Raw genomic sequence first — 20,183 nt, forward strand, 5'->3', positions numbered from 1 at the left:
TCGCCTGGGGTCAAGATCCCCTCCCCCCAGGCCGATCTTGCGCAACATGTAGCCCAGGAGCTTTTCAATGAGCCTCATCTCCATTGGCGTCAGCGGCCTCACGGCGGCGCAGATCGCCCTGACCACCAGCAGCAACAACACCACCAACGCCTACACCGACGGCTATACCCGCCAGGTCGCCAACTTCAGCGAAGCCACCTCGGGCAATGGCGTGCAGGTGTCCAGCGTCAGCCGCCAATACAACCAGTTCGTCACCACCCAGCTCAACGGCTCGATCAGCGCCGAAAGCGCGCTGTCCACCTACCAGACCGAGGTCGACCAGATCGACAGCCTGCTGGCCGACAGCGACGCCAGCCTCGATGCGCTGCTGCAGAACTTCTTCTCGGCCATCCAGACCCTCACCTCCGATGCCAGCGATACCGCAGCCCGGGAAGAAGTGGTGGGCGCTGCCGAAACCCTGGCCAGCCAGTTCAACCAGCTGGGCAGCTACCTGTCGGCCATGGCCGACGACGTGGACAACCAGATCGACGACCAGGTCAGCCAGGTCAACGACCTGAGCGACCAGATCGCCACGCTCAACAGCCAGATCAGCCTGTCCAACACCCTGGGCAGCAGCGCCAACGACCTGCTCGACCAGCGCGACCTGCTGGTCAGCCAGCTCAGCGAACTGGTGGCGGTGGACGTCACCGTGCAGGACAACGGCAGCTACACCGTGTCGCTGAGCAACGGCATGGCCTTGGTGTCCGGCAGCGACAGCTTTTCCCTGAGCACCGAGCCCTCGGCCAGCGACGCCAGCCAATCGTCGATCAGCTACATCGATGCCGCCGGCAACAGCGTCACCCTGGACAACAGCGTGCTCGACAGCGGCTCGCTCGGCGGCCTGATCGAATTTCGCGACACCACCCTGGCCGAAACCCAGAACCAGCTGGGCCTGATGGCCGTGTCGCTGACCCAGGCCTTCAATACCCTGCAGGCCCAGGGCATCGACCTCAACGGCGACACCGGCACGGCGATGTTCTCGGTGGCCGACCCGCTGGTGACCGGCAACACCGGCAACACGGGCGATGCCACCCTCAGCGCGACCTTCAGCGATGATGTCAGCGCCCTGACCAGCAGTGACTACACCGTGACCTGGTCCGACAGCCAAGGCTTCACGGTCACCCGCAACGACACCGGCGCCAGCGTCGATGCCAGCTACGACAGCGACAGCGCCACCCTCAGCTTCGCCGGCATGCAACTTAGCGTCAGCGGCACCGCCGCGGATGGCGACAGCTTCCTGGTGCAACCTACCCGCAACGCCGCCAGCAGCTTCAGCGCACTGCTCACCGACGGCGAGCAGATCGCCGCCGGCACCTCCAGCGGCAGCAGCGACAACACCAATGCCCTGGCCATGCTCGGCCTGCAAACCAGCGATATCGTTGGCGGCAGCGCCACCCTCAGCGAAACCTACGCCTCGCTGGTGAGCAACGTCGGCAGCACCGCCACCCGCGTGGCCGCGCAGCTGGAAACCCAGTCGGCGCTGACCGAGCAGCTGACCACCCTGCAGCAGTCGGAATCGGGGGTGAACCTCGACGAGGAGGCGGCCAACCTGATCGTCTACCAGCAGTACTACCAGGCCTGCGCGAAGATCGTCGAAGTGGGCACCACGGTGCTCGACACCATCCTCAACATCGACTGATTGCAGCCCCGGGAGAACTCGCCATGCGCCTGAGCAGTGCAACCATCTACAACCAGAACCTCAATTCGATGCTGTCCCAGCAGGCCGCCTACCAGGAGGCGGCGCTGGAAGTGTCCAGCGGCACCCGCGTGGTCAACCCCTCGGACGACTCCTTGGCCGCCGCCCAGGCCGTGACCGTGCGCCAGTCGATTGCCGCGAACGAGCAGTACGCCGATTCACGCGCCGCCATCACTACCTCGCTGTCCCAGGAGGAAAGCACCCTGGACAGCATCAACGACGCCATCACCAGTGCCATGAGCCTGGTGGTGCAAGCGGGCAACGGCACCTTGAGCGACGCCGACCGCGAGTCCCTGGCCACCTCGCTGCAGGGCATCTACGACACCTTGGTGACCTTGGCCAACAGCACCGACAGCAACGGCAACTACCTGTTCTCCGGCTACCAGAGCCAGAGCCCGGCGTTTGCCGAGGATGCCAGCGGCACCCTGGTTTACCAGGGCGATGACAACGTGGTCAGCCAGCAGGTCAGTGCCACCCAGAGCATGGCCAGCGGCGACAATGGCGCCACGGTGTTCCTCTCGGTCAGCAGCAGCGCAGGCTTCCTTGCCCAGGCCGGCGCCAACAGCGGCACGCTGACCTTCACCGGCCCCGACGTGGCCGACACCAGCGCCGCCAACTATGGCGAGGCCTTTACCCTGACCTTCGCGGTGGATGCCGACGGCACCACCACCTACAGCGTCGACGGCCAGGACCCGGTGGCCTACAGCGCCGGTGAAACCCTGGAAATCAACGGCCTGAACCTGACCCTGAGCGGCGCGCCCGCCGATGGCGACAGCCTGACTGTCAGCGCTGCCGCCGATGCCGACCCGGACGTGTTCGCCACCTTGCAGAATGTAATCACGGCGTTGCAGACGCCGGTGGAAGATGACGCCGACCAGGCAGCGCTGAGCAACACCCTGTCCACGTCCAGCCGCGAGCTGAGCAATGCCCAGGACAACGTGCTGACCGTACTCACTTCGGTGGGCACGCGGTTGAGCCAGGTGGATGTGCTGGACACCATTGGCGACGACCTGGCGCTGAGCTACACCGAGCGCCTTTCGGGGTTGGTGGATGCCGACTACACCGAGTCGATTTCGCGCTACGTGACCCTGCAGGTATCGATGCAGGCCGCCCAGCAGACCTTTGCCAGCGTGCAGCAGTTGTCGTTGTTCGAGTACATCTGAGGGAGGGGCTGCCTTGCAACCCATCGCGAGCTGCGCTCGCTCCTACCGGATTTGCGCAGGCCCGCTGGATACGCGGGCCCTGTAGGAGCGAGCGCAGCTCGCGATGGGCCCTAAAGGCACTCCCACATCAACCAGGCAACCCCTCGATCAGCGCCTGCATGAAATGCAGCGCCTGGTACAACAACCCCGCCAGAAACTGCCCCAAATCCCCCACCAGCACCGTCAACAGCAACATCCCCACGAACAACGTCGCCGGAAAGCCCACCGAAAACACCGTCAGCTGCGGCGCCACGCGGTTGAGGATGCCCATGGCCAGGTTGATGATCAGCAACGCCCCCACCATCGGCAGCGCCAGCAACAGCCCGGAGAGAAAGATACTGCCGCCATGGCGCGCCAGCTGGTTCCAGGCCTCGGGGTTGAAGCCGAACTGGCCGACCGGCAAGCGGGAAAACGTCGAGGCCAATAGCTCCAGCACCATCAGGTGCCCACCCAGGGCCAGGAACATCAGGATCGTCACCAGGCTCAGGAAGCGCGACAGCACCTGGCTGTTGGTGCCGGTGTCGGCGGAAAAGAACGAGGCGAATGCCAGGCCCATCTGCATGCCACAGATTTCCCCGGCCATTTCCACCACCGCCAGGGTAATGCGCATGACCATGCCCAGCGACATGCCGATCAACAACTGCTCCACCACCACCCCAAGCCCCGCCCAGGAAATCAGCGGGATGTCCGGCATCGGCGGCAGGTTTGGCGCCAGCAGGAACGCCAGCAACAGCGAAAGCCCCACCTTCACCTGGCTGGAAACGTTCTTGTGGCCCAGTATCGGGTCGCTCATGAAGAACGCCAGCAACCGGCAAAATGGCCAGAACAAAGCACTGACCCAGAGCTGCAACTGGTCCCAGCCGAACGCGATCAATGCCGCTCAACCCACCAGTTGCGGCAGGCTGGTGAACAGCGCCCGCGTGTAGTCCACCAGCATCTCCATCAGCATGGGCCCGGCCAGAATCAGCACCAGGCACACCCCGGCGATCTTGGGGATGAACGACAAGGTCGATTCGTTGATCTGCGTGGCCGCCTGGAACAGGCTCACCAACAGGCCGATGCACAGGGTCACCAGCAGAATCGGCGCGGCCACGGTCATGCTCATGCGCATGCCCTTGTAGGCCAGGTCCATCACCATTTCCGGGGTCATCGCAGCAGTCCTCGCGGGGTCATACCGGGTAGAAGCTCTGGGCCAGCGAGCCCAGCAGCAGTTGCCAGCCGTCCACCAGCACGAACAGCATCAGCTTGAACGGCAGCGAGATGGTCGAGGGCGGCACCATCATCATGCCCAGCGCCATCAGCACACTGGCCACCAGCAGGTCGATGATCAGGAACGGGATGAAGATGGTGAACCCGGCCTGGAAAGCGGTTTTCAGCTCGCTGGTGACGAACGCCGGCAGCAGCACGCGCATGGGCACGTCCTCGGGGCCCTGGAGCTTGTCCAGGCGCGCCAGGCGGGCGTACAGGGCCAGGTCGCTCTGGCGGGTCTGCGCCAGCATGAAGGTGCGAAACGGCTGGCTGCCCTGGTCGAGAAACTGCTCGACCCCGATCTGGTCTTCGGAAAACGGCACCCAGGCCTGCTTGTAGGCCTGCTCCAGGGTCGGCGACATGACGAAGAACGTGAGAAACAGCGCCAGCCCCAGCAACACCTGGTTGGGCGGCGCGCTGGTGGTGCCGATGGCGGTGCGCAGCAGGCCGAGCACGATGATGATGCGGGTGAAGCCGGTCATCATCAGCAGCACCGCCGGCAGGAAGGCCATGGCACTGAGCAGCAGCAGGGTTTGCAGACTCAGCGACCACTGTTCGCCACCGGCCTGGCCGGTGAACCCGGCCAGCCCCTGCAGCGCCGGCGCCGCCTGCGCGGATGGCAGCATTGCGAGCACCAGCAACGGCACCCAGGCCAGGCGCTTGGCACTCATGGGCGCGGCTCCGGGTCACGCTGGCCACCCTGCTTGAGCGCTTCCACCAGGCGCTGGGCAAAGCCGCGCCCAGCCGGTTCAGCTTCGGTTTCGCTAGCGGCTGCCGGTGCTGGCAGGTCGCACAGGCAGCTCACCTGCTGGGCCGTGACGCCCAGCACCAGGCGGCGCCCCTCGACGTCCACCACCACCACTTTCTCGCGCTGCCCCAGCCGCGTGCTGGCCACCACCTGCACCCGCTTGGCCGTGGACGATGGCCGCGCCCCCAGGCGCGAGGCCAGCCAGCCGCACAGCAGCACACAGGCCATCACCACGCCCAGGGCCAGGGCGGTTTTGCCCAGCAGGCCCAGGCCTACCAGGTCGCCGGCCGGCGCGCCGAGGCTGGCAGGCACGGCCAGCGGGTTGCCAGTGGTCATCGGTTGAGCTTCTGCACACGCTCGGAAGGCGTGATGATTTCGGTGATGCGAATGCCGTAGCGGTCATCCACCACCACCACTTCGCCCTGGGCCACCAGGTAGCTGTTGATCAGGATATCCATTGGCTCGCCGGCCAGGCCGTCGAGGGCCAGCACCGAGCCTTGGGCCAGCTCCAGCAACTGCTTGATGGTGATGCGTGTACGCCCCAGTTCCACGCTCAGCTTCACTGGGATGTCCATGATCATTTCAAGCTCGCGCGGCGAGGCCTGCGCCTGGGCCGCGCCCAGCGGCTTGAACACCGCGCCTGGCGCGGGGCTTGCGGCAACTGCCGGCTCGGTTTCCTGCTGCTCGGCCAAGGCGGCGGCCCAAGGGTCGTCCGCGTTGTCGCTGGCACCCTGCTCGGCCAGGGCGCTGGCCCATTCGTCGTCTTCGCGCGGTTCGGGGGTGTTCGGGTCACTCATGATCGGATTCCTTGGCTTTGGGCAGGTGGCCCTTGACGAATCGGCTGGAAGAAGAAGGCTTGCCGATGGAGTGATCGATCAACTCCTTCACCAGCAAGGCGCGGGCGCCGTTGTAGCTGCCGTACTCGCAGGTCATCACCGGCACCCCGTCGACGCGCACCTTGACGCTGTCGGGCAGCTCGATGGGCAGCACGTCGCCGACCTTCAGCGCCATGACCTGGCCCAGGCGCGAATCGACCTCGACGAAATCGGCGATCAGGTCGACCTGGGACTGGGTGATCTCATCGGCCATGCGCCGGTTCCACTGGCGCTCCTCCTCGGGGTTGGCGTCGGTCAGCGGGCCGCTGAGCAGCTGGCGCATCGGCTCGATCATCAGGTAGGGAATGACGATGTTGAAGTCGCTGGAGAGGTTGCCGACTTCCAGGTGGAAGGTGGCGTTGACCACGATTTCGTTGGGCGAACCGGTGATGTTGGCGAACTTGGCCTGCATCTCCGAGCGCAGGTATTCGATTTCCAGCGGGTACACCGACTTCCAGGCATCGCTGTAGGCGTCCACCGCCAGGCCCATCAGGCGGCGGATGATGCGCTGCTCGGTACTGGTGAACTCGCGCCCTTCGGACTTGGTAACGAAACGCCCGTCACCCCCGAACAGGTTATCCACCACCATGAACACCACGCTGGGCGGGAACACCACCAGGGCGGTGCCACGCAGCGGTTTCATGGCCATCAGGTTGATGTTCGACGGCATCGGCAGGTGCAGCGAGAACTCGCTGAAGCTCTGGTAGCCGATGCTCTTGAAGGTGATGTCCACGTTGCGCCGGATCAGGTTGAACAGGCTCATGCGCAGGTAGCGGGCGAAGCGGCCGTTGATGATGTCGAGGGTATGCAGCCGTTCCTGGATCACCCGGTGCTGGGTGGCCGGGTCGTAGGGGCGCACCCGTTCCGGGTTGCTGGCGCTGTCTTCGGCAAAGTCGAAGGTGCTTTCGTCGCCCAGGTGGCTGGTGTCCAGGTCGTCACCGCCGCGCAGCAGCATGTCGATCTCCTCTTGGGAGAGCATGTCGTTGGTGGGCATGGGCTTACTGCACGATGAAGTCGGTGTAGAGCACACCGAGCAGGGCCAGGTCCGGCTGCTCGGCGCCCAGGGTGTTGCGCAGCAGGGCGAGGATGCTCGCCGCCAGCGCATCCTTGCCTGCCGGGGTGGCCAGGTCGGCGCTGTCCTGGCCGCTGAGGGCGGTCAGCAGCTGGCTGCGAATCTTCGGCATGTACAGTTCGAGCAGCTTGCGCGTGGCCTCATCGCCAACTTCGAGGTTGAAGCCGACATAGAGCATGTTCACTTCGTCGCGGGCGCTGCGCAGGTTCACGGTCATCGGCGCGACGCTCACCAGCAGCGGCGCCTGCGGCACCTTGCGGGCCAGGCTGATGTCCTTGGCGTGGGCCCGCTCGCGCATCACGTAGGCGTACACACCAGCGGAACTGGCCGCAGCGGCGACCAGGGCAATTGGAATGAACCAGAGCCAGACTTTCTTGGTGGTGGGCATGGACAGCAGCCTTGGGGAAGCGAGTCGAAAGGGCGCAAGTATGAACAGCGAGGGGAAGGGGTTAAGGCGCGATTAGCGGGGGTTATGCGCCTCAACTTGGGGTTTTGCCGATTACCCTTGTGGCTTTGCCGATAAACCTTGTAGGAGCGGGGGTTAGAGGTACAGGTCGACCCCGCTGCTGGGGTTGGCGGTCGGCAGTGCCGGGGCCGGTTTTTCCGCCTGCACCACCCGCGGCTCCCGCGCCTCGCGACGTGGCGCCTGCTCGCCCATGGCCTGGCGCGAGGCGCCGTCGTTGACCGAGGCTTCGCCCAGGGCCAGGCCCTGGCTGGCCAGCGCGCTCTGCAGCTGTGGCAAGGCCTGCTCCACCGCTGCCCGCACCGACGCATGGGCCGACTGGAATTGCGCCTGCACCCCGCTGTCACTGACGTTCAGGCTGATCGACAACGGCCCCAGGTCAGCCGGGTGCAGTTGCACATCCACCTGGCGCTCGCCACGCCGCACCATGGCCACCACCTGCTGGCCCAGGTCGGCCTGCCATTCATCGCTGCCCACGCTCGCGCCGATCAGCACCGGCGCGGCTTCGCTACCGGCATCGGGCAAGGCCAATGCCGGGGCACCTGGCAAGGCGCCCAGGTCCCAGTCCGCGCCCAGGGTAAACGCCCCGTCGGCCTTCTGGCTGTCGCTGCCTTCAACCGCCAGCTCAGCGACCGCTGCCGTTTCAGCCTGGTTATCCACAACCAGGCCCAGGTCCACGGCAGGCTCCAGCGCATCCCCTGTACCGCGCTCTGTCTCCGGCTCCGCGGCCGCCACGGTTGGCTGTGCCCAGGTTACCGGCGGTGCCACCGCCAATGCGCCCGAGGCCATCAGGCCAGCGCTGTCGATCAGCTCCAGGCGCTGGCGGATGGCCTCCAGCGAATCGCTGGCGGGCTCGGAGTCGTCGTCCATCGCCAGTGCATCACCCTCGCCTTCGGCAGCTTGCTGCACCACGGCGACCACAGGCGGTGGCTCGTCGGCTTCGGCAGGTGCCACTTCGGCTGCCTCCGTCGGTATCGGCAGGGCAGGCAATGGTTGAGGTTCCGGCTCAGGTTGCACGGGGTCGCTGGCGACCTGCAAGCCCGCCTCGGGCAGCTCCGGCGCCTGTGGCGGCAAGGCCGGTGCCGGTGTAGCCAAAGGCGGTTCGCTCGGCATCGGCGCAGGCACGGCCGCAACGGCCGGCTCGCTGGCGGCAACCGGTGCGGCGCCTTGTGCCTGTTGCAGCAGGGCGTCGAAAGGCGTCGCCGGGCCCGTCGCGACCCTGTCGTCGGCCGCAACCTGCGGCGTTGCCGGTGCGGCAGGTGCCAGGGCGGTGATGATGTCCACGTTAAACCTCAGAATCCGATATCGATGGTGGAACGGGCACGGCCGGCCAGTTCGTCGGTGCGCCGCTGCTCGGCACGCCCGGCCTGCAAGCGTGCCTGTTCGCGGCGCCGGGCCAGCAGGGTTTCCAGGGCATTGGCCTTGCGCCACTGCTGGCGCCAGTGTTCCTGGTGCTGGGCCAACTGCGCCCGGTGGCGCGCCAGGCTTGCCTCGGCGCGTTCGATGGCACCTTCCAGCGACTTCAGGAAACCACGGTAATTGGCCAAGGTGGACGGGCTCATGCCGGCCCCCACCAGCTCCCCTTGCAGGTTTTGCCGGTACTCGCGCTGGTACTGGTCGAGCAGGCGCAATTGCCCGGTCATCTGCTGCTCGGTGCGCCGGCTCTGGGCCAGCGCAGTGGCGGCGGCCTCGCGGGCGCGGTCGGTGAGTTCGATCAGCATGTGCAGCGGTTCATGGGCCATGGCGGGTCACCTTCACTTGCCGGGGAACAGCAGGTTGAGCCCGGCGAGGGTGTCTTGCAGCCCACTGCGCTCATGGGTCTGCTGCTGCAGGAAACGCTCGATGTGCGGGTACAGGGTCACCGCCCGGTCGAGCTGGGCATCGTGCCCCGGAGCATAGGCACCGACGCTGATCAGGTCGCGGTTGCGCTGGTAGCGCGACAGCGCCTGCTTGAGCTTCTGCGCCTTGCGCTGCTGGGCGTCGCTGACGATTGCGCTCATCGCCCGGCTGATCGAGGCCTCGATGTCGATCGCCGGGTAGTGGCCGCTTTCGGCCAACTGCCGCGACAGCACGAAGTGGCCATCGAGGATCGCCCGCGCCGAGTCGGCAATCGGGTCCTGCTGGTCGTCGCCCTCGCTGAGCACGGTATAGAACGCCGTGATCGAGCCGCCGCCACGCGGGCCGTTGCCGGCGCGCTCGACCAGCTTGGGCAGCTTGGCGAACACCGACGGCGGGTAACCCTTGGTTGCCGGTGGCTCGCCCAGCGCCAGGGCGATTTCGCGCTGGGCCATGGCGTAGCGGGTCAGCGAGTCCATGATCAGCAGCACGTCCTTGCCCTGGTCGCGAAAGTCCTCGGCCAGGCGCGTGGCGTACAACGCGCCCTGCAGGCGCTGCAGCGGCGAGGCATCGGCCGGGGCTGCCACCACCACCGAGCGGCGCAGGCCCTCCTCGCCCAGGATATTGTCGATGAAGTCCTGAACCTCGCGCCCACGCTCGCCAATCAGCCCGACCACCACCACATCGGCCTGGGTGTAGCGGGCCATCATGCCCAGCAACACCGACTTGCCGACCCCGGAGCCGGCGAACAGGCCCAGGCGCTGGCCCTTGCCGACGCTGAGCAGGGCGTTGATGGCGCGGATGCCGACATCGATCTGCTGGCTGATCGGCGCCCGCTGCAAGGGGTTGATCGGCTGGCCGTGCAAGCTCGAACAGCGGTCGGCCAGCACCGGCCCCTTGCCGTCGAACGGGTTGCCGCCGCTGTCCAGCACCCGGCCAAGCAGGCCCATGCCCAGCGGCACCGGGCGCACGCCGTCGCTGGCACCGGGCTCGTCGGCCAGAGCGAAGTAGCGCGCCCCGGCCTGCAAGCCATGGATTTCCTCCAGCGGCATCAGGTACAGCAGCTCGCCCGCGAAACCGATCACCTCGGCTTCGGCGTAGATCGCAGGCGTTGCAGGGGCCGATGGCACCAGCTCGATGCGGCAGCCTGCGCCCAGCGGCAAGCGCAGCCCCACGGCTTCCAGCACGATGCCGGTGGCGCGGGTGATGCGCCCGCTGCGGCGGTAGCCAGGAACGCTCAATGCGCTGTTGGCCAGGGCTTCAAGGCCCTGGCCCCAGCGCCGTACATGCGGGTTGCCGGCCACCATCAGGCGCTGCCCGGCTCGGCGGCGGCCCTTTCGAGCAACCACTGGGCATTGCGCTCGAACAGGTCCTGGCGGGCCTGGCGCGTGGCGTCCAACTCGCCTGCCGTGCTCAGCAGGCGGCAGCCGCCCGGCAGAATCGAGGGGTCAGCCTGCAGGTGCCAGCCCGCTGCCGCCAGCTCGTCGCCCAGGCAACCCTGCACCCAGGGCAAGTCGTTGGGGTTGAGGCCAAGCCCGGGCTTGCCGGCCAGTGCCGGCTCGCAGGCCAGCATCTGCCGCACCAGCACCTCGACCTGCGCCGGCTGCACCGCCAGCGCCTGGCCGGCCAGGCGCCCGGCCAGGTCGATGGCTACCCGGCCCAGCTGGCTGGCCACTTGGCCGTCGACCGCTTGCAGGGCCTGATCGAAGCTCTGACACAGCGCACGCAGCGGAGCCAGGGTCTGCTCCAACTGCTGGCGCAGTTCTTCGGCAGCGGCCTTGCGCCCTTCTTCCAGGCCCTGGGCATACCCCTGCTCGCGGCCTTCAGCGTGGCCCACTTCTCGCGCCTGGGCCTCGGTCTGCTCACGCAATTGCTGCAACGCCAGGCGCTGCTCGAACGCCCGCTTGCGCGCCAGCTCGCGGCGGGCCGCACCGGCATCGGCCACGGGCGGCTGGTCGGCGCCCAGCGGCTCCATGTGCCACGGGCGCCAGTGGGCGTGGGCAAAGGGGTCAGACATAGGCATCGTCGCCCCGCGCGGTCACCATGTCGCCGCTCTCCGACAGCCGCCGCACCACCTGCAGGATCGACTTCTGCTCGCTCTCGATCTGCGACATGCGAATTGGCCCACGGGCTTCCATGTCTTCGCGGAACAAGGTGGCGGCCCGTTGCGACATGTTGCGCATGAAGCGGTCGAGCAGCGGGGCCGAAGCCCCTTTGAGGGCGATGGACAAGGAGTTGCTGTCGATGTTCTGCAGCAGTGTCTGGATGCTGCGGTCGTCGACTTCGGCCAGGTTCTCGAACAGGAACATTTCGTCCAGGGTTTTCTGCGCAAGGTCGGCGTTGTAGTTGCGCAGGTTTTCGATGGCCGAGGCCTCGTGGCTGGAGGCCATGAGGTTGAGGATTTCCGCCGCGGCCTTGACCCCGCCCATCTTGCTGCGCTTGAGGCTCTGGCCGTCGAGCATGCCGCCGAGCACTTCGGTGAGCTCGTGCAACGCCACCGGCTGCACGCCGCTGAAGGTGGCGATGCGCAGGATGATGTCGTTGCGCAGGCGCTCGGGCAGCAGTTGCAGAATTGCCGAGGCCTGGTTGCGCTCCAGGTGCACAAGGATGGTGGCGACGATCTGCGGGTGCTCGTCGCGGATCATCTCGGCGACCATCTGCGCTTCCATCAGGTTGAGCTTGTCGATGCCGGAAACGGTGTTGCTGGTTTCCAGGATGTCATCGATCAGGCTGGCCGCCCGCTCGGTGCCCAGGGCCTTGGTCAGCACGGCGCGGATATGGTCGCTGCTCTGGATATTGATGGCCGCGTATTGCTCGGTTTCGTCCATGAACTCGGCCAGCACCTGGCGCATTTCGTCATGGGACACCTGGCTCAGGCCGGCCATTTCGCGGCTGATGTCTTCCACTTCCTGCCCGGGCAGGAACTTGAACACTTCCGCGGCGCTGTCGGCATCCAGCGACAGCAGGAGGATGGCACTGCGGCGGGCGCCGCTGAGCTTGCTAGTCATGTTTTTTCATCCAGCCACGCACGATCATGGCAACCAGGCGCGGGTCATCGGTGGCCAGCCGCTTGAGGCTTTCCATGTTCTGTTCGTAGAGCGCCGACTTGCGTGGCAGCGCTGGCCGCGCCGGGCCGTCGATCAGCGTATCGCTGGCAGCGCCGGTGCTGGTCAATTCCGCATCATGCTCGTCCAGTGCCATCAGGCCGCGCTGGCCCGACTCGCTGGCGCGGCGCTGCATCGGCTTGATCACACGCTGCCAGAGCACGAAGGCGACCACCGCCACCAGCAGGTAGCGCAGCAGGCCCATGCCCAGGTTGTAAGCCTCGGGGGTGCGCCACCAGGGCGTTTCACCGAGCTCGGTGTCTTCGTCGACGAAGGGGCTGTTGAGCACCTGCAGGGTGTCGCCACGGCTTTCGGTGTAGCCCATGGCCTGGCGTACCAGGTCGTTGATACCGGCCAGTTCCTCTTTGCTCAGGGCCTCGGTGACGGGCTTGCCGTCCTTCATCACGGTGCGGTAGTTGACCACCACCGCCACCGCCAGGCGCTGGATATCGCCCAGGCTCGACTTGACGTGCTCGACATCGCGGTCGACTTCGTAGTTGACCATGCGCTCGGTCTGCAGCGGCTTGTCGGACGCTGCCGCGCCACTGGCCGGCGTGGCACTGGCGGTGTTGGCGTTGGCCGAATTGGCGTTGGCGCTGCCGGGAGCCGGCGTTGGCGCCGTGGCGCGGGTAGGCGGCGGAGTGTTGGGGGGCGAGTTGGTCAGCGCGCCCGGCACACCGCGCCCGCTGTCACTGCCCTGGAGCATGCGCTCGGAGGTTTGCTGGCTGCGCACCGCGGCGCGTTTCTCTTCCTGGTTGGGCGCGTAACGCTCGGCGGTGCTTTCGCGGGTGGAAAAGTCCATCTGCGCCACGACCCGGGCGTGCACGTTGCGGCTGCCCAGCAGCGGCGCGAGGATTTCCTCGATGCGCCGCTGGTAGGTGCCTTCCACCTCGCTGACGTATTCCAGCTTGGTGTCGTCCAGGCCATCGGCGGCGTGGCTGCGCGACAGCAGGCGGCCGTTCTGGTCGACCACGGTCACCGCGTCCACCGCCAGCTCCGGCACGCTGGAGGTTACCAGGTGAATGATCGCGCTGACCTGGCCCTGGCCCAGTTCGCGACCCGGTTGCAATTGCAGGGTCACCGATGCACGGGCCGCTTCGTGGTCGCGGGCGAACACCGAGTCCTTGGCCATCACCAGGTGTACCCGGGCATGGGCCACCGGCCCGAGGGATTCGATGGTGCGTGCCAGCTCGCCTTCCAGGCCGCGTTGGTAATTGAGGTGTTCGGCGAACTGGCTGATGCCAAAGGCCTGCTTGTCGAGCAGTTCGAAGCCGATGCTGCCGCCTTTTGGCAGGCCCTGCTCGGCCAGTTGCAGGCGCAGGGCGTTCATCCGTTCGGCTGGCACCAGAATGGTATGGCCACCCTCACCCAGGCGGTAAGGCACGTTGCGCTTGTCCAGCTCACCAATCACCTGGCCACCGTCGGCCTCGCTCAGGTTGGAGAACAGCACCCGGTAGTCCGGTTCGCGCGCCCACAGCAGCAACGCGACCAACACGGCCACCGCAGCGGCCCCGGCCAGCAGCAGCGGCAGCATCGGCCGCCCGCGCATCAGCGCGGCCAGGGCCTCCAGCGGGCGCGTGGGCGCGGTGGCGATCGGCAGGTTCTTTTTCGCGCCCTTGGCCTGGGCAGCAGTAGTCACGAACACCTCGAAGCTGGGGTTCTGGCCGGAAGAAGGGGCATTACAGAGTCCGCTGGCAATGGTAATCGGCCCGCAGCCCGCCGGCCGGAAGGCGCGCAGGCCCTGACGGGATTGGCTCAGCGTCATTGTGGCGAAGCAACCCTTGGGCAAAGGGCGGAAAAGCCCGCTGTTTTGCGGCCAATTGGGCGAATCCGCAGCGCCGGGGGCTTGTTAAGCTGCGCGCATTCACCAGCCACGAGCCCCGCGCCATGACCACCCAAGCCCTTGCGCAAGCCCTGCAACAATTGAGCAGCCTCGCCGAGCAGGCCGAGGGCGTGGCGGCCAGCCGTCCGGGCCAGGCGGTGGGCAGCTTCGCCGGTGAGCTGGAAGCGTCGCTGCAGCGCATCAACCGCCTGCAACAAACCGCCAGCCACCAGGCCAACGCCTTCCAGGCGGGCAGCAGCGAGGTGTCGCTGAGCGATGTGATGGCCGATTCGCAAAAGGCCAGTGTTGCCTTCCAGATGGGCGTGCAGGTGCGCAACCGCCTGCTCACCGCCTACAAGGACGTGATGGCCATGCAGGTTTGAGTGACCCGTCACAGAATTTTCGGGCCATCCCCTAAAGACGCCGTGAGCCCATGCCGATGTTGCGCCACAACGCACTCACCCGGCCGCACATGCTGCGCACATCAGGACGGACACCCTCATGACGACCACCACCAGTTCCACCGCCACCATCACCAGCCTGGGCGTCGGTTCGGGGCTCGACCTGGAAAGCATCCTGGAAAGCCTGGAAGAGTCCAAGACTGCCAGCCTGCTCGACCCGATCACCACCCAGGAAGAGTCGGTGGAAGCCGAAATCTCGGCCTACGGCACCCTCACCAGCGCCCTCGACGCTTTGCAGACTGCTGCCGAGGCCCTGGCAGATTCGAGCCTGTACGATTCGCTGAGCACCAGCATTTCCGGTAGCGGCGTGTCGGTGAGCACCAGCAGCGCGGCCGTGGCCGGCACCTACAAGATCGAAGTGACCCAGCTGGCCCAGGCCCAGAGCCTGGCCACCGATGGTGTGAGCGACACCAGCACCACCCTGGGCACCGGCACCCTGACCTTGCAGGCCGGTGACAGCGACGCGGTGTCGATCACCCTCGACAGCAGCAACAACACCCTCGAAGGCCTGCGCGACGCCATCAACGCCGCCGATGCCGGCATCACCGCCACCATCGTCAACGACGGCAGCGACAGCCCCTACCGCCTGGTACTGACCTCCAACAGCACCGGCACCGACGCGGCGATGACCGTCAGCTACAGCAGCGACGACAGCAGCGACCTGGCCTCCTCGCTGTTCGGCTACGCCGATGGCGAGGGCAACATGACCGAAACGGTTGCCGCCCAGGATGCCGAGCTGACCATCAACGGGATTGCCGTCACCAGCCAGAGCAACACCGTGGAAGGCGCGCTGCAGGGCGTGACCCTGACCTTGAGCGACACCGGTAGCTCACAGACGCTGACCATCAAGCGCGACACCGACAAGATCGAGAAAGCCATCACCGCCTTCGTCGATGCCTACAACGACTTCGTCGGCACCGTCGACGACCTCACCGCCTACGATGCCGACGCCGGCACCAGCGGCGAGCTGCTGGGCGACTCCACCACCCGGCGCATCAGCACCAAGCTGGCCAGCGACATCTACTCGCAGATCGGCAGCGGCACCTTCAGCTACCTGTCGCAACTGGGCATTGGCCTGGAGTCGGACGGCACCCTGTCGATCGACGAAGACACCCTGGAAAGCGCCCTGACCGACAACATCGACGCGGTGTCGGAGTTCTTCATCGGCAGCGATGGCAGCTCGGGGTTCATTTCGCGCATGACCACCGACCTTGACAGCTACCTGGATGAAGACAACGGGCTGATCGTGGCCAAGACCGACAGCCTGGAAAACAAGCTCGACCAGCTTGAAGAACGCTACGAAGAAAAGCAGGCCCTGATCGATTCCGAAATGGATCGCTGGCGTGAACAGTTCACCCAACTCGACACACTGATCTCCACGCTGAACTCGACGGCCGATTACCTCACTGAACAATTCGAGGCCCTCAACAGTGATTAAAGCCCCCGCGACGGAGCACGCCGGATGACCTCACCCTTCGATGCCAGCGCTTATGCCAGGGTTGGCCTGGAAAGCGCCATCCTGGCCGCTTCGCCCCACCAGCGGATCACCCTGCTGTTCGACCAGTACCAGGCGTCGCTGCGCCTGGCCAAGCTGCACCTGCAGGCAGGCAACATCCCGGAAAAGGGCAAGGCGATTACCCGCGCGATCAAGATCGTCAGCCAGGGGCTGCGCGCCTCGCTGGACGTGCAACAGGGCGGCGAGATTGGCCGCCAACTGGACGAACTGTACGACTTCGTGGTGCGCCTGCTATTGCGCGCCAACCTGGAAAACAATGAAGAACTGCTGAATGACGCGGCACAACTCCTGGGCACTATCGCCTCGGCCTGGACCGCGATCGGCCCACAAACCGAGGATCAACGTTAGTTATGCTGCAAGCACAAGTGATCGCTGCCTATGAAGGGCTGCTTGAGCAATCGCGACGCATGCTGACGTGCGCGGAAAATGCCGACTGGGATGGTATTTTCGCACTCAAGTCGCAGGGCCTGATCGATGCCGCCAGCCTGCGCCGCGCCGAGAGCCAGGCCGAGCTCGATGAAGCCGGGCAACTGCGCAAACTGGAACTCATCACTGAAATAATCGCACTGGATAATCAAGTGAGCCACTGTTTGCAGGCGCGCCAGCACCATCTCGGCGAACTTTTGCAAGTAGGCCGGCAAAAAAATGATCTCGATAATGCGTACCGCGTCACAGGGGCGCAGGTAATATCATTGAGTCATCGCTTGTACCAGTAGGTCCATTGGGCGATCATCAGCACGCCAACTATTACACCATTTGAGTGTAAAGATCCATGTAAAGATTTAGTGCTTGGACAACACACCAGAAGAAGTACGAGAAAGGTCCACCCTTATCTGTTATCGGTCGAGCACCCTGATAGTTTAGGAAAAAAAATTCTCGACGCTCCCTACCGGAGCACGCCACACCCAACACATTGATAGGCCGCAAAAAAGGAGGGGAGTACGTTGCCGCACACCAACAGCTACCTTGCAGACATTCAGGAACTCAACCTGTCCTATCTGCTGCTGGCGCAGAGCATGTTGCGCAAAGACCGCGACGTCGCGATCTTTCGCCTGAAACTCAGCGAGAACATGGCCGACCTGCTGACCGGTCTGAGCAGTAAGCAGATGACCCAGCTGTCACGGGTCAACCAATTGATCTGCAGGCCGATCTTCGAAGAAGCCGACCGCATTTCCAAAGCCCTGGACAATTCCCGTGAGCTGGGCATGGTCGAGATCCACACCTCCCTGCTGATGGCAGCCGCCGACCGTTCGGACGGCATGCTCAACAGCGGCGCCTGAGCCATGTCGGATAAAAGCCTGGTCACCGAAATGCAGCAGGTGCAGCTGGCCATCGAGCTGATCCAGCTCGGGGCCCGCCTGCAGGTGGTGGAAACGGAAACCTCCCTCACCCGGGGCCGGCTCATCCGCCTGTACAAGGAAGTACGCGGCGCGCCGCCACCCAAGGGCATGCTGCCGTTTTCCACAGACTGGTTCGTGACCTGGCTGCCGAACATCCACGCCTCGCTGTTCTACAACATCTACCGCAGCATGCTGGAGATCGGCGGCCACCGCATCGATGCCTTCATCAAGGCCTACCGGCTGTACATGGAGCACGCCAGCGATACCGATGGCGAGCGGGTGCTGGGGCTGACCCGGGCCTGGACCCTGGTGCGCTTCGTCGAGAACGGCATGCTGGAGCAGATCCGTTGCTCGTGCTGCTCGGGCGAGTTCATTACCCATTCGTACTCGCCCACGCAGAACTACGTGTGCGGCATCTGCCAGCCGCCGTCCCGGGCCGGTAAAACCCTCAAGCGCCGCGAGGTCGACGCCGACGCCCTGGACACCCTGCGCCCCGCCAGCCAGGGCTGAGCCGCGCGCACGGCAAGTTCTTTCAAGTCGCCCCCTGCCGTTGCCGATCTTCAGCGAACTTTCATCAAGAACCTGAGGAGCGGCGACGTGCTCATTGTAATTGGACTGTTCGTGGCAATGGCCTCGGCGCTGGGCGGCTTCGTGCTGTCTGGCGGCAGCCTGGGGCCGCTGTACCAACCTACCGAGCTGCTGATGATCCTGGGCGCCGCACTCGGCGCCTTCATCGCGGCCAACAATGGCAAGGCAATCCGCGCCACGCTCGGCGCCATCGCCACCTTCAAGCGCAGCACCGGCTACGACAAGGCGTTCTACCTGGAGCTGCTCGGCATGCTCTACAACCTGCTGAACAAGGCCCGCCGGGAAAGCCTGCTGGCCGTGGAGCGCGATGTCGACGACCCGCTGCAGAGCCCGCTGTTCGCCCAGTACCCCCAGTTGCTGAACGACCCGCTGCTGATGAACTTCCTGGTCGACTACCTGCGCCTGCTGATCAGCCTGTCGCTGCAGGCCCATGAGCTCGACGAGCTGATGCAGCACGAGATCGAGGAATTCGAGAACGAGGCGCACCTGCCCGCCGACGCCCTGCACAAGGTCAGCGATGGCTTGCCGGCCTTCGGCATCGTCGCGGCGGTGCTGGGCGTGGTGAAGGCGCTGAGCGCGGTGAATGTCGGCCCGGACCTGATGGGGCAGATGATCGCCCATGCCCTGGTCGGCACCTTCCTGGGCATCTACCTGGCCTATGGCGTGGTCGCGCCGCTGGCCAGCCGTATCGAGCGGCAGTCTGGCGAGTGCGTGAAGATGTTGCATTGCCTGCGTGTAACGCTGCTGGCCCACGTCAAGGGCATTCCCCCGCAACTGGCCGTGGAGTTCGGTCGCAAGGCGCTGCACAGCGCCGAGCGGCCATCTGCCGAAGAGCTGGAGAACCATGTTCGCGGGGGCAACGTGCAGCCAGGCTTGGCCTCGGCATGAGCGAGCAGCCGATCATCATCAAGCGGCGCAAGAAAGCCGGCCGCGGCCACCATGGTGGCGCCTGGAAAATTGCCTTTGCCGACTTCATGACCGCGCTGATGGCACTGTTCCTGGTGCTGTGGGTGCTGTCCAACGCCGGCAAGGGCGACAAGGAAGCCATCGCCCAGTATTTCAGCACGCCCCTGCTGGTTGCCCTGAGCCACGGCGACCGCAACTCCGCCAGCACCAGTGCGATCCCTGGCGGCGGCACCGAGGCGCGCCAGCCCGATGCCGAGGCGCCGCGCAAGCCGCGCCGCCAGAGCCGCCTGTCGAACGAGGAACGGCGCCACCTGCAGGCCCTCAAGCAGCGCCTGGAAGATGCCGTGGAACGCGACCCGAAGTTGCGCGAGCTGAAGCAGCAGATCGCCATCGAACTCAGCCCGGAGGGCTTGCGTGTGCAGTTGCTCGACACCGACAAGCGGCCGATGTTCGAGCTGGGCAGTGCGCGGGTGGCGCCGTACATGAGCCAGCTGCTGCGCACTTTCGCCCCGGTGCTCAACGAGCTGCGCAACCAGATCCAGATCAGCGGCCACACCGACAGCCACCCTTACCCGGGCGGCGAGGCCACCTACAGCAACTGGGATTTGTCGGCCGACCGGGCCAAGGCCTCGCGCCAGGAGCTGGTGGCCGGCGGGCTCGACCCGGGCAAGCTGTTGCGGGTGTCGGGGATGTCCGACCGCATCAGGTTCCCTGGTGCCGGGCCGTATGACGCGGTCAACCGGCGCATCGAGATCATCGTGCTCGACAGCCAGGTGGCGGCGCGGATTCTTTCCCAGGAGGAGTTTGGTACCCAGGGCGATTAGTACGCCGTGGGATTTGTAGCGCCTGCAAGATCGAGCGCCGCCCGCGCGGCGCATCGCAGGCAAGCCTGCTCCTTGTATGTTGTGTCTGGCCTGGCGAGAGAGGTTATGCTCGTCTGGCTGAAGAAGCACTTCCGGGGAGGCCGATCGCTCCTGAAGGCAGGGATTGCCCCTGACCTTGTATGTAGAGAGGCCCCCCGCCTCATTGCCCACTGCGAAGAGTATCGAGAAGCCGACAAGTCGGACTTCGCATTACAAGGTTGCAGCGGCATGAAGTTCGAGGTCGGGGAACCGGAGGCCATTGTTACCTGATTCGCTGGGGAGAGGGAAGGATGAGTGTTTGGGTTGGCCTCGATATCGGCTCGCGTAATTCGATCGTCGGGGTGCGTAAAGGTGGGCGTCCTGCCGGTCAGTGGGATATCGCTCAAACCCCTGCAGGCCGCAAG

General features: G+C 65.6%; 23 protein-coding genes. 10 read left to right on the forward strand and 13 right to left on the reverse strand.

Annotated elements, in window-relative coordinates; genetic code table 11:
• The first annotated feature begins 67 nt into the window (after window positions 1–67).
• Both flgK and flgL read left to right on the forward strand, forming a co-directional pair.
• On the forward strand, window positions 68–1,678 hold the full coding sequence (gene flgK, locus F3J45_RS13255) for a flagellar hook-associated protein FlgK (RefSeq protein ID WP_167062958.1): 1,611 nt from the start codon (window positions 68–70) through the stop codon (window positions 1,676–1,678).
• Between the two features lie 23 nt (window positions 1,679–1,701).
• Entirely contained in the window at window positions 1,702–2,898 is a 1,197-nt protein-coding gene (flgL, locus tag F3J45_RS13260; RefSeq protein ID WP_167062961.1) for a flagellar hook-associated protein FlgL, read from the forward strand.
• 127 nt (window positions 2,899–3,025) lie between these two features.
• Here flgL and fliR read toward each other — a convergent pair whose 3' ends face one another.
• The 13 genes from fliR to fliF form a co-directional block, all read right to left on the reverse strand.
• Entirely contained in the window at window positions 3,026–3,811 is a 786-nt protein-coding gene (gene fliR / locus F3J45_RS13265; RefSeq protein ID WP_167062964.1) for a flagellar biosynthetic protein FliR, read from the reverse strand.
• A 6-nt stretch (window positions 3,812–3,817) separates the two neighbouring features.
• Window positions 3,818–4,087, reverse strand: coding sequence for a flagellar biosynthesis protein FliQ (gene fliQ / locus F3J45_RS13270; RefSeq protein ID WP_167062967.1), 270 nt, complete (start codon window positions 4,085–4,087; stop codon window positions 3,818–3,820).
• Between the two features lie 19 nt (window positions 4,088–4,106).
• Complete coding sequence (gene fliP / locus F3J45_RS13275; protein WP_205299767.1) at window positions 4,107–4,856, reverse strand: flagellar type III secretion system pore protein FliP; 750 nt, start codon at window positions 4,854–4,856, stop codon at window positions 4,107–4,109.
• Window positions 4,853–5,269, reverse strand: a complete 417-nt coding sequence (gene fliO / locus F3J45_RS13280; protein ID WP_167062970.1) for a flagellar biosynthetic protein FliO — start codon at window positions 5,267–5,269, stop codon at window positions 4,853–4,855. Before fliO ends, fliP begins: the two co-directional genes overlap by 4 nt.
• The gene (gene fliN / locus F3J45_RS13285; protein ID WP_167062972.1) at window positions 5,266–5,730 is read right to left on the reverse strand and encodes a flagellar motor switch protein FliN; all 465 of its coding nucleotides are present in this window, start codon (window positions 5,728–5,730) and stop codon (window positions 5,266–5,268) included. The genes fliO and fliN overlap by 4 nt, the downstream gene beginning before the upstream one ends.
• Window positions 5,723–6,802, reverse strand: a complete 1,080-nt coding sequence (gene fliM, locus F3J45_RS13290) for a flagellar motor switch protein FliM (RefSeq protein WP_167062975.1) — start codon at window positions 6,800–6,802, stop codon at window positions 5,723–5,725. The genes fliN and fliM overlap by 8 nt, the downstream gene beginning before the upstream one ends.
• A gap of 4 nt (window positions 6,803–6,806) precedes the next feature.
• Window positions 6,807–7,268, reverse strand: a complete 462-nt coding sequence (locus F3J45_RS13295) for a flagellar basal body-associated FliL family protein (protein ID WP_167062978.1) — start codon at window positions 7,266–7,268, stop codon at window positions 6,807–6,809.
• Between the two features lie 153 nt (window positions 7,269–7,421).
• Entirely contained in the window at window positions 7,422–8,627 is a 1,206-nt protein-coding gene (locus F3J45_RS30510; protein WP_167062981.1) for a flagellar hook-length control protein FliK, read from the reverse strand.
• A gap of 8 nt (window positions 8,628–8,635) precedes the next feature.
• Window positions 8,636–9,085, reverse strand: a complete 450-nt coding sequence (gene fliJ, locus F3J45_RS13305; RefSeq protein ID WP_167062984.1) for a flagellar export protein FliJ — start codon at window positions 9,083–9,085, stop codon at window positions 8,636–8,638.
• A 12-nt stretch (window positions 9,086–9,097) separates the two neighbouring features.
• A complete protein-coding gene (gene fliI, locus F3J45_RS13310) occupies window positions 9,098–10,486 on the reverse strand; it encodes a flagellar protein export ATPase FliI (protein WP_205299768.1) in 1,389 nt (462 codons plus the stop codon).
• A complete protein-coding gene (locus tag F3J45_RS13315) occupies window positions 10,486–11,196 on the reverse strand; it encodes a flagellar assembly protein FliH (protein ID WP_205300502.1) in 711 nt (236 codons plus the stop codon). The genes fliI and F3J45_RS13315 overlap by 1 nt, the downstream gene beginning before the upstream one ends.
• A complete protein-coding gene (fliG, locus tag F3J45_RS13320; RefSeq protein WP_167062987.1) occupies window positions 11,189–12,187 on the reverse strand; it encodes a flagellar motor switch protein FliG in 999 nt (332 codons plus the stop codon). The genes F3J45_RS13315 and fliG overlap by 8 nt, the downstream gene beginning before the upstream one ends.
• Window positions 12,180–13,922, reverse strand: a complete 1,743-nt coding sequence (fliF, locus tag F3J45_RS13325) for a flagellar basal-body MS-ring/collar protein FliF (RefSeq protein WP_370526372.1) — start codon at window positions 13,920–13,922, stop codon at window positions 12,180–12,182. Before fliF ends, fliG begins: the two co-directional genes overlap by 8 nt.
• Before the next feature lie 248 nt (window positions 13,923–14,170).
• Here fliF and fliE point away from each other — a divergent pair, with 248 nt between their 5' ends.
• From fliE to motB, 8 genes are all read left to right on the forward strand, one after another.
• On the forward strand, window positions 14,171–14,488 hold the full coding sequence (gene fliE / locus F3J45_RS13330) for a flagellar hook-basal body complex protein FliE (RefSeq protein WP_167062994.1): 318 nt from the start codon (window positions 14,171–14,173) through the stop codon (window positions 14,486–14,488).
• Between the two features lie 118 nt (window positions 14,489–14,606).
• Complete coding sequence (gene fliD / locus F3J45_RS13335) at window positions 14,607–16,004, forward strand: flagellar filament capping protein FliD (protein ID WP_167062998.1); 1,398 nt, start codon at window positions 14,607–14,609, stop codon at window positions 16,002–16,004.
• A 24-nt stretch (window positions 16,005–16,028) separates the two neighbouring features.
• Complete coding sequence (fliS, locus tag F3J45_RS13340) at window positions 16,029–16,430, forward strand: flagellar export chaperone FliS (protein ID WP_167063001.1); 402 nt, start codon at window positions 16,029–16,031, stop codon at window positions 16,428–16,430.
• 2 nt (window positions 16,431–16,432) lie between these two features.
• Entirely contained in the window at window positions 16,433–16,798 is a 366-nt protein-coding gene (locus F3J45_RS13345; RefSeq protein ID WP_167063004.1) for a flagellar protein FliT, read from the forward strand.
• 228 nt (window positions 16,799–17,026) lie between these two features.
• Window positions 17,027–17,362: a flagellar transcriptional regulator FlhD gene (flhD, locus tag F3J45_RS13350; RefSeq protein WP_167063007.1), complete on the forward strand. Its 336-nt coding sequence runs from the start codon at window positions 17,027–17,029 to the stop codon at window positions 17,360–17,362.
• A gap of 3 nt (window positions 17,363–17,365) precedes the next feature.
• Window positions 17,366–17,932, forward strand: a complete 567-nt coding sequence (flhC, locus tag F3J45_RS13355; RefSeq protein WP_167063010.1) for a flagellar transcriptional regulator FlhC — start codon at window positions 17,366–17,368, stop codon at window positions 17,930–17,932.
• An 87-nt stretch (window positions 17,933–18,019) separates the two neighbouring features.
• Window positions 18,020–18,898, forward strand: coding sequence for a flagellar motor stator protein MotA (gene motA, locus F3J45_RS13360; RefSeq protein WP_167063013.1), 879 nt, complete (start codon window positions 18,020–18,022; stop codon window positions 18,896–18,898).
• The gene (motB, locus tag F3J45_RS13365; RefSeq protein WP_167063016.1) at window positions 18,895–19,740 is read left to right on the forward strand and encodes a flagellar motor protein MotB; all 846 of its coding nucleotides are present in this window, start codon (window positions 18,895–18,897) and stop codon (window positions 19,738–19,740) included. Before motA ends, motB begins: the two co-directional genes overlap by 4 nt.
• Window positions 19,741–20,183: the final 443 nt, after the last annotated feature.

The organism is Pantoea sp. Ap-967 (assembly GCF_011752565.1).
Taxonomy (GTDB): Bacteria; Pseudomonadota; Gammaproteobacteria; order Pseudomonadales; family Pseudomonadaceae; genus Aquipseudomonas.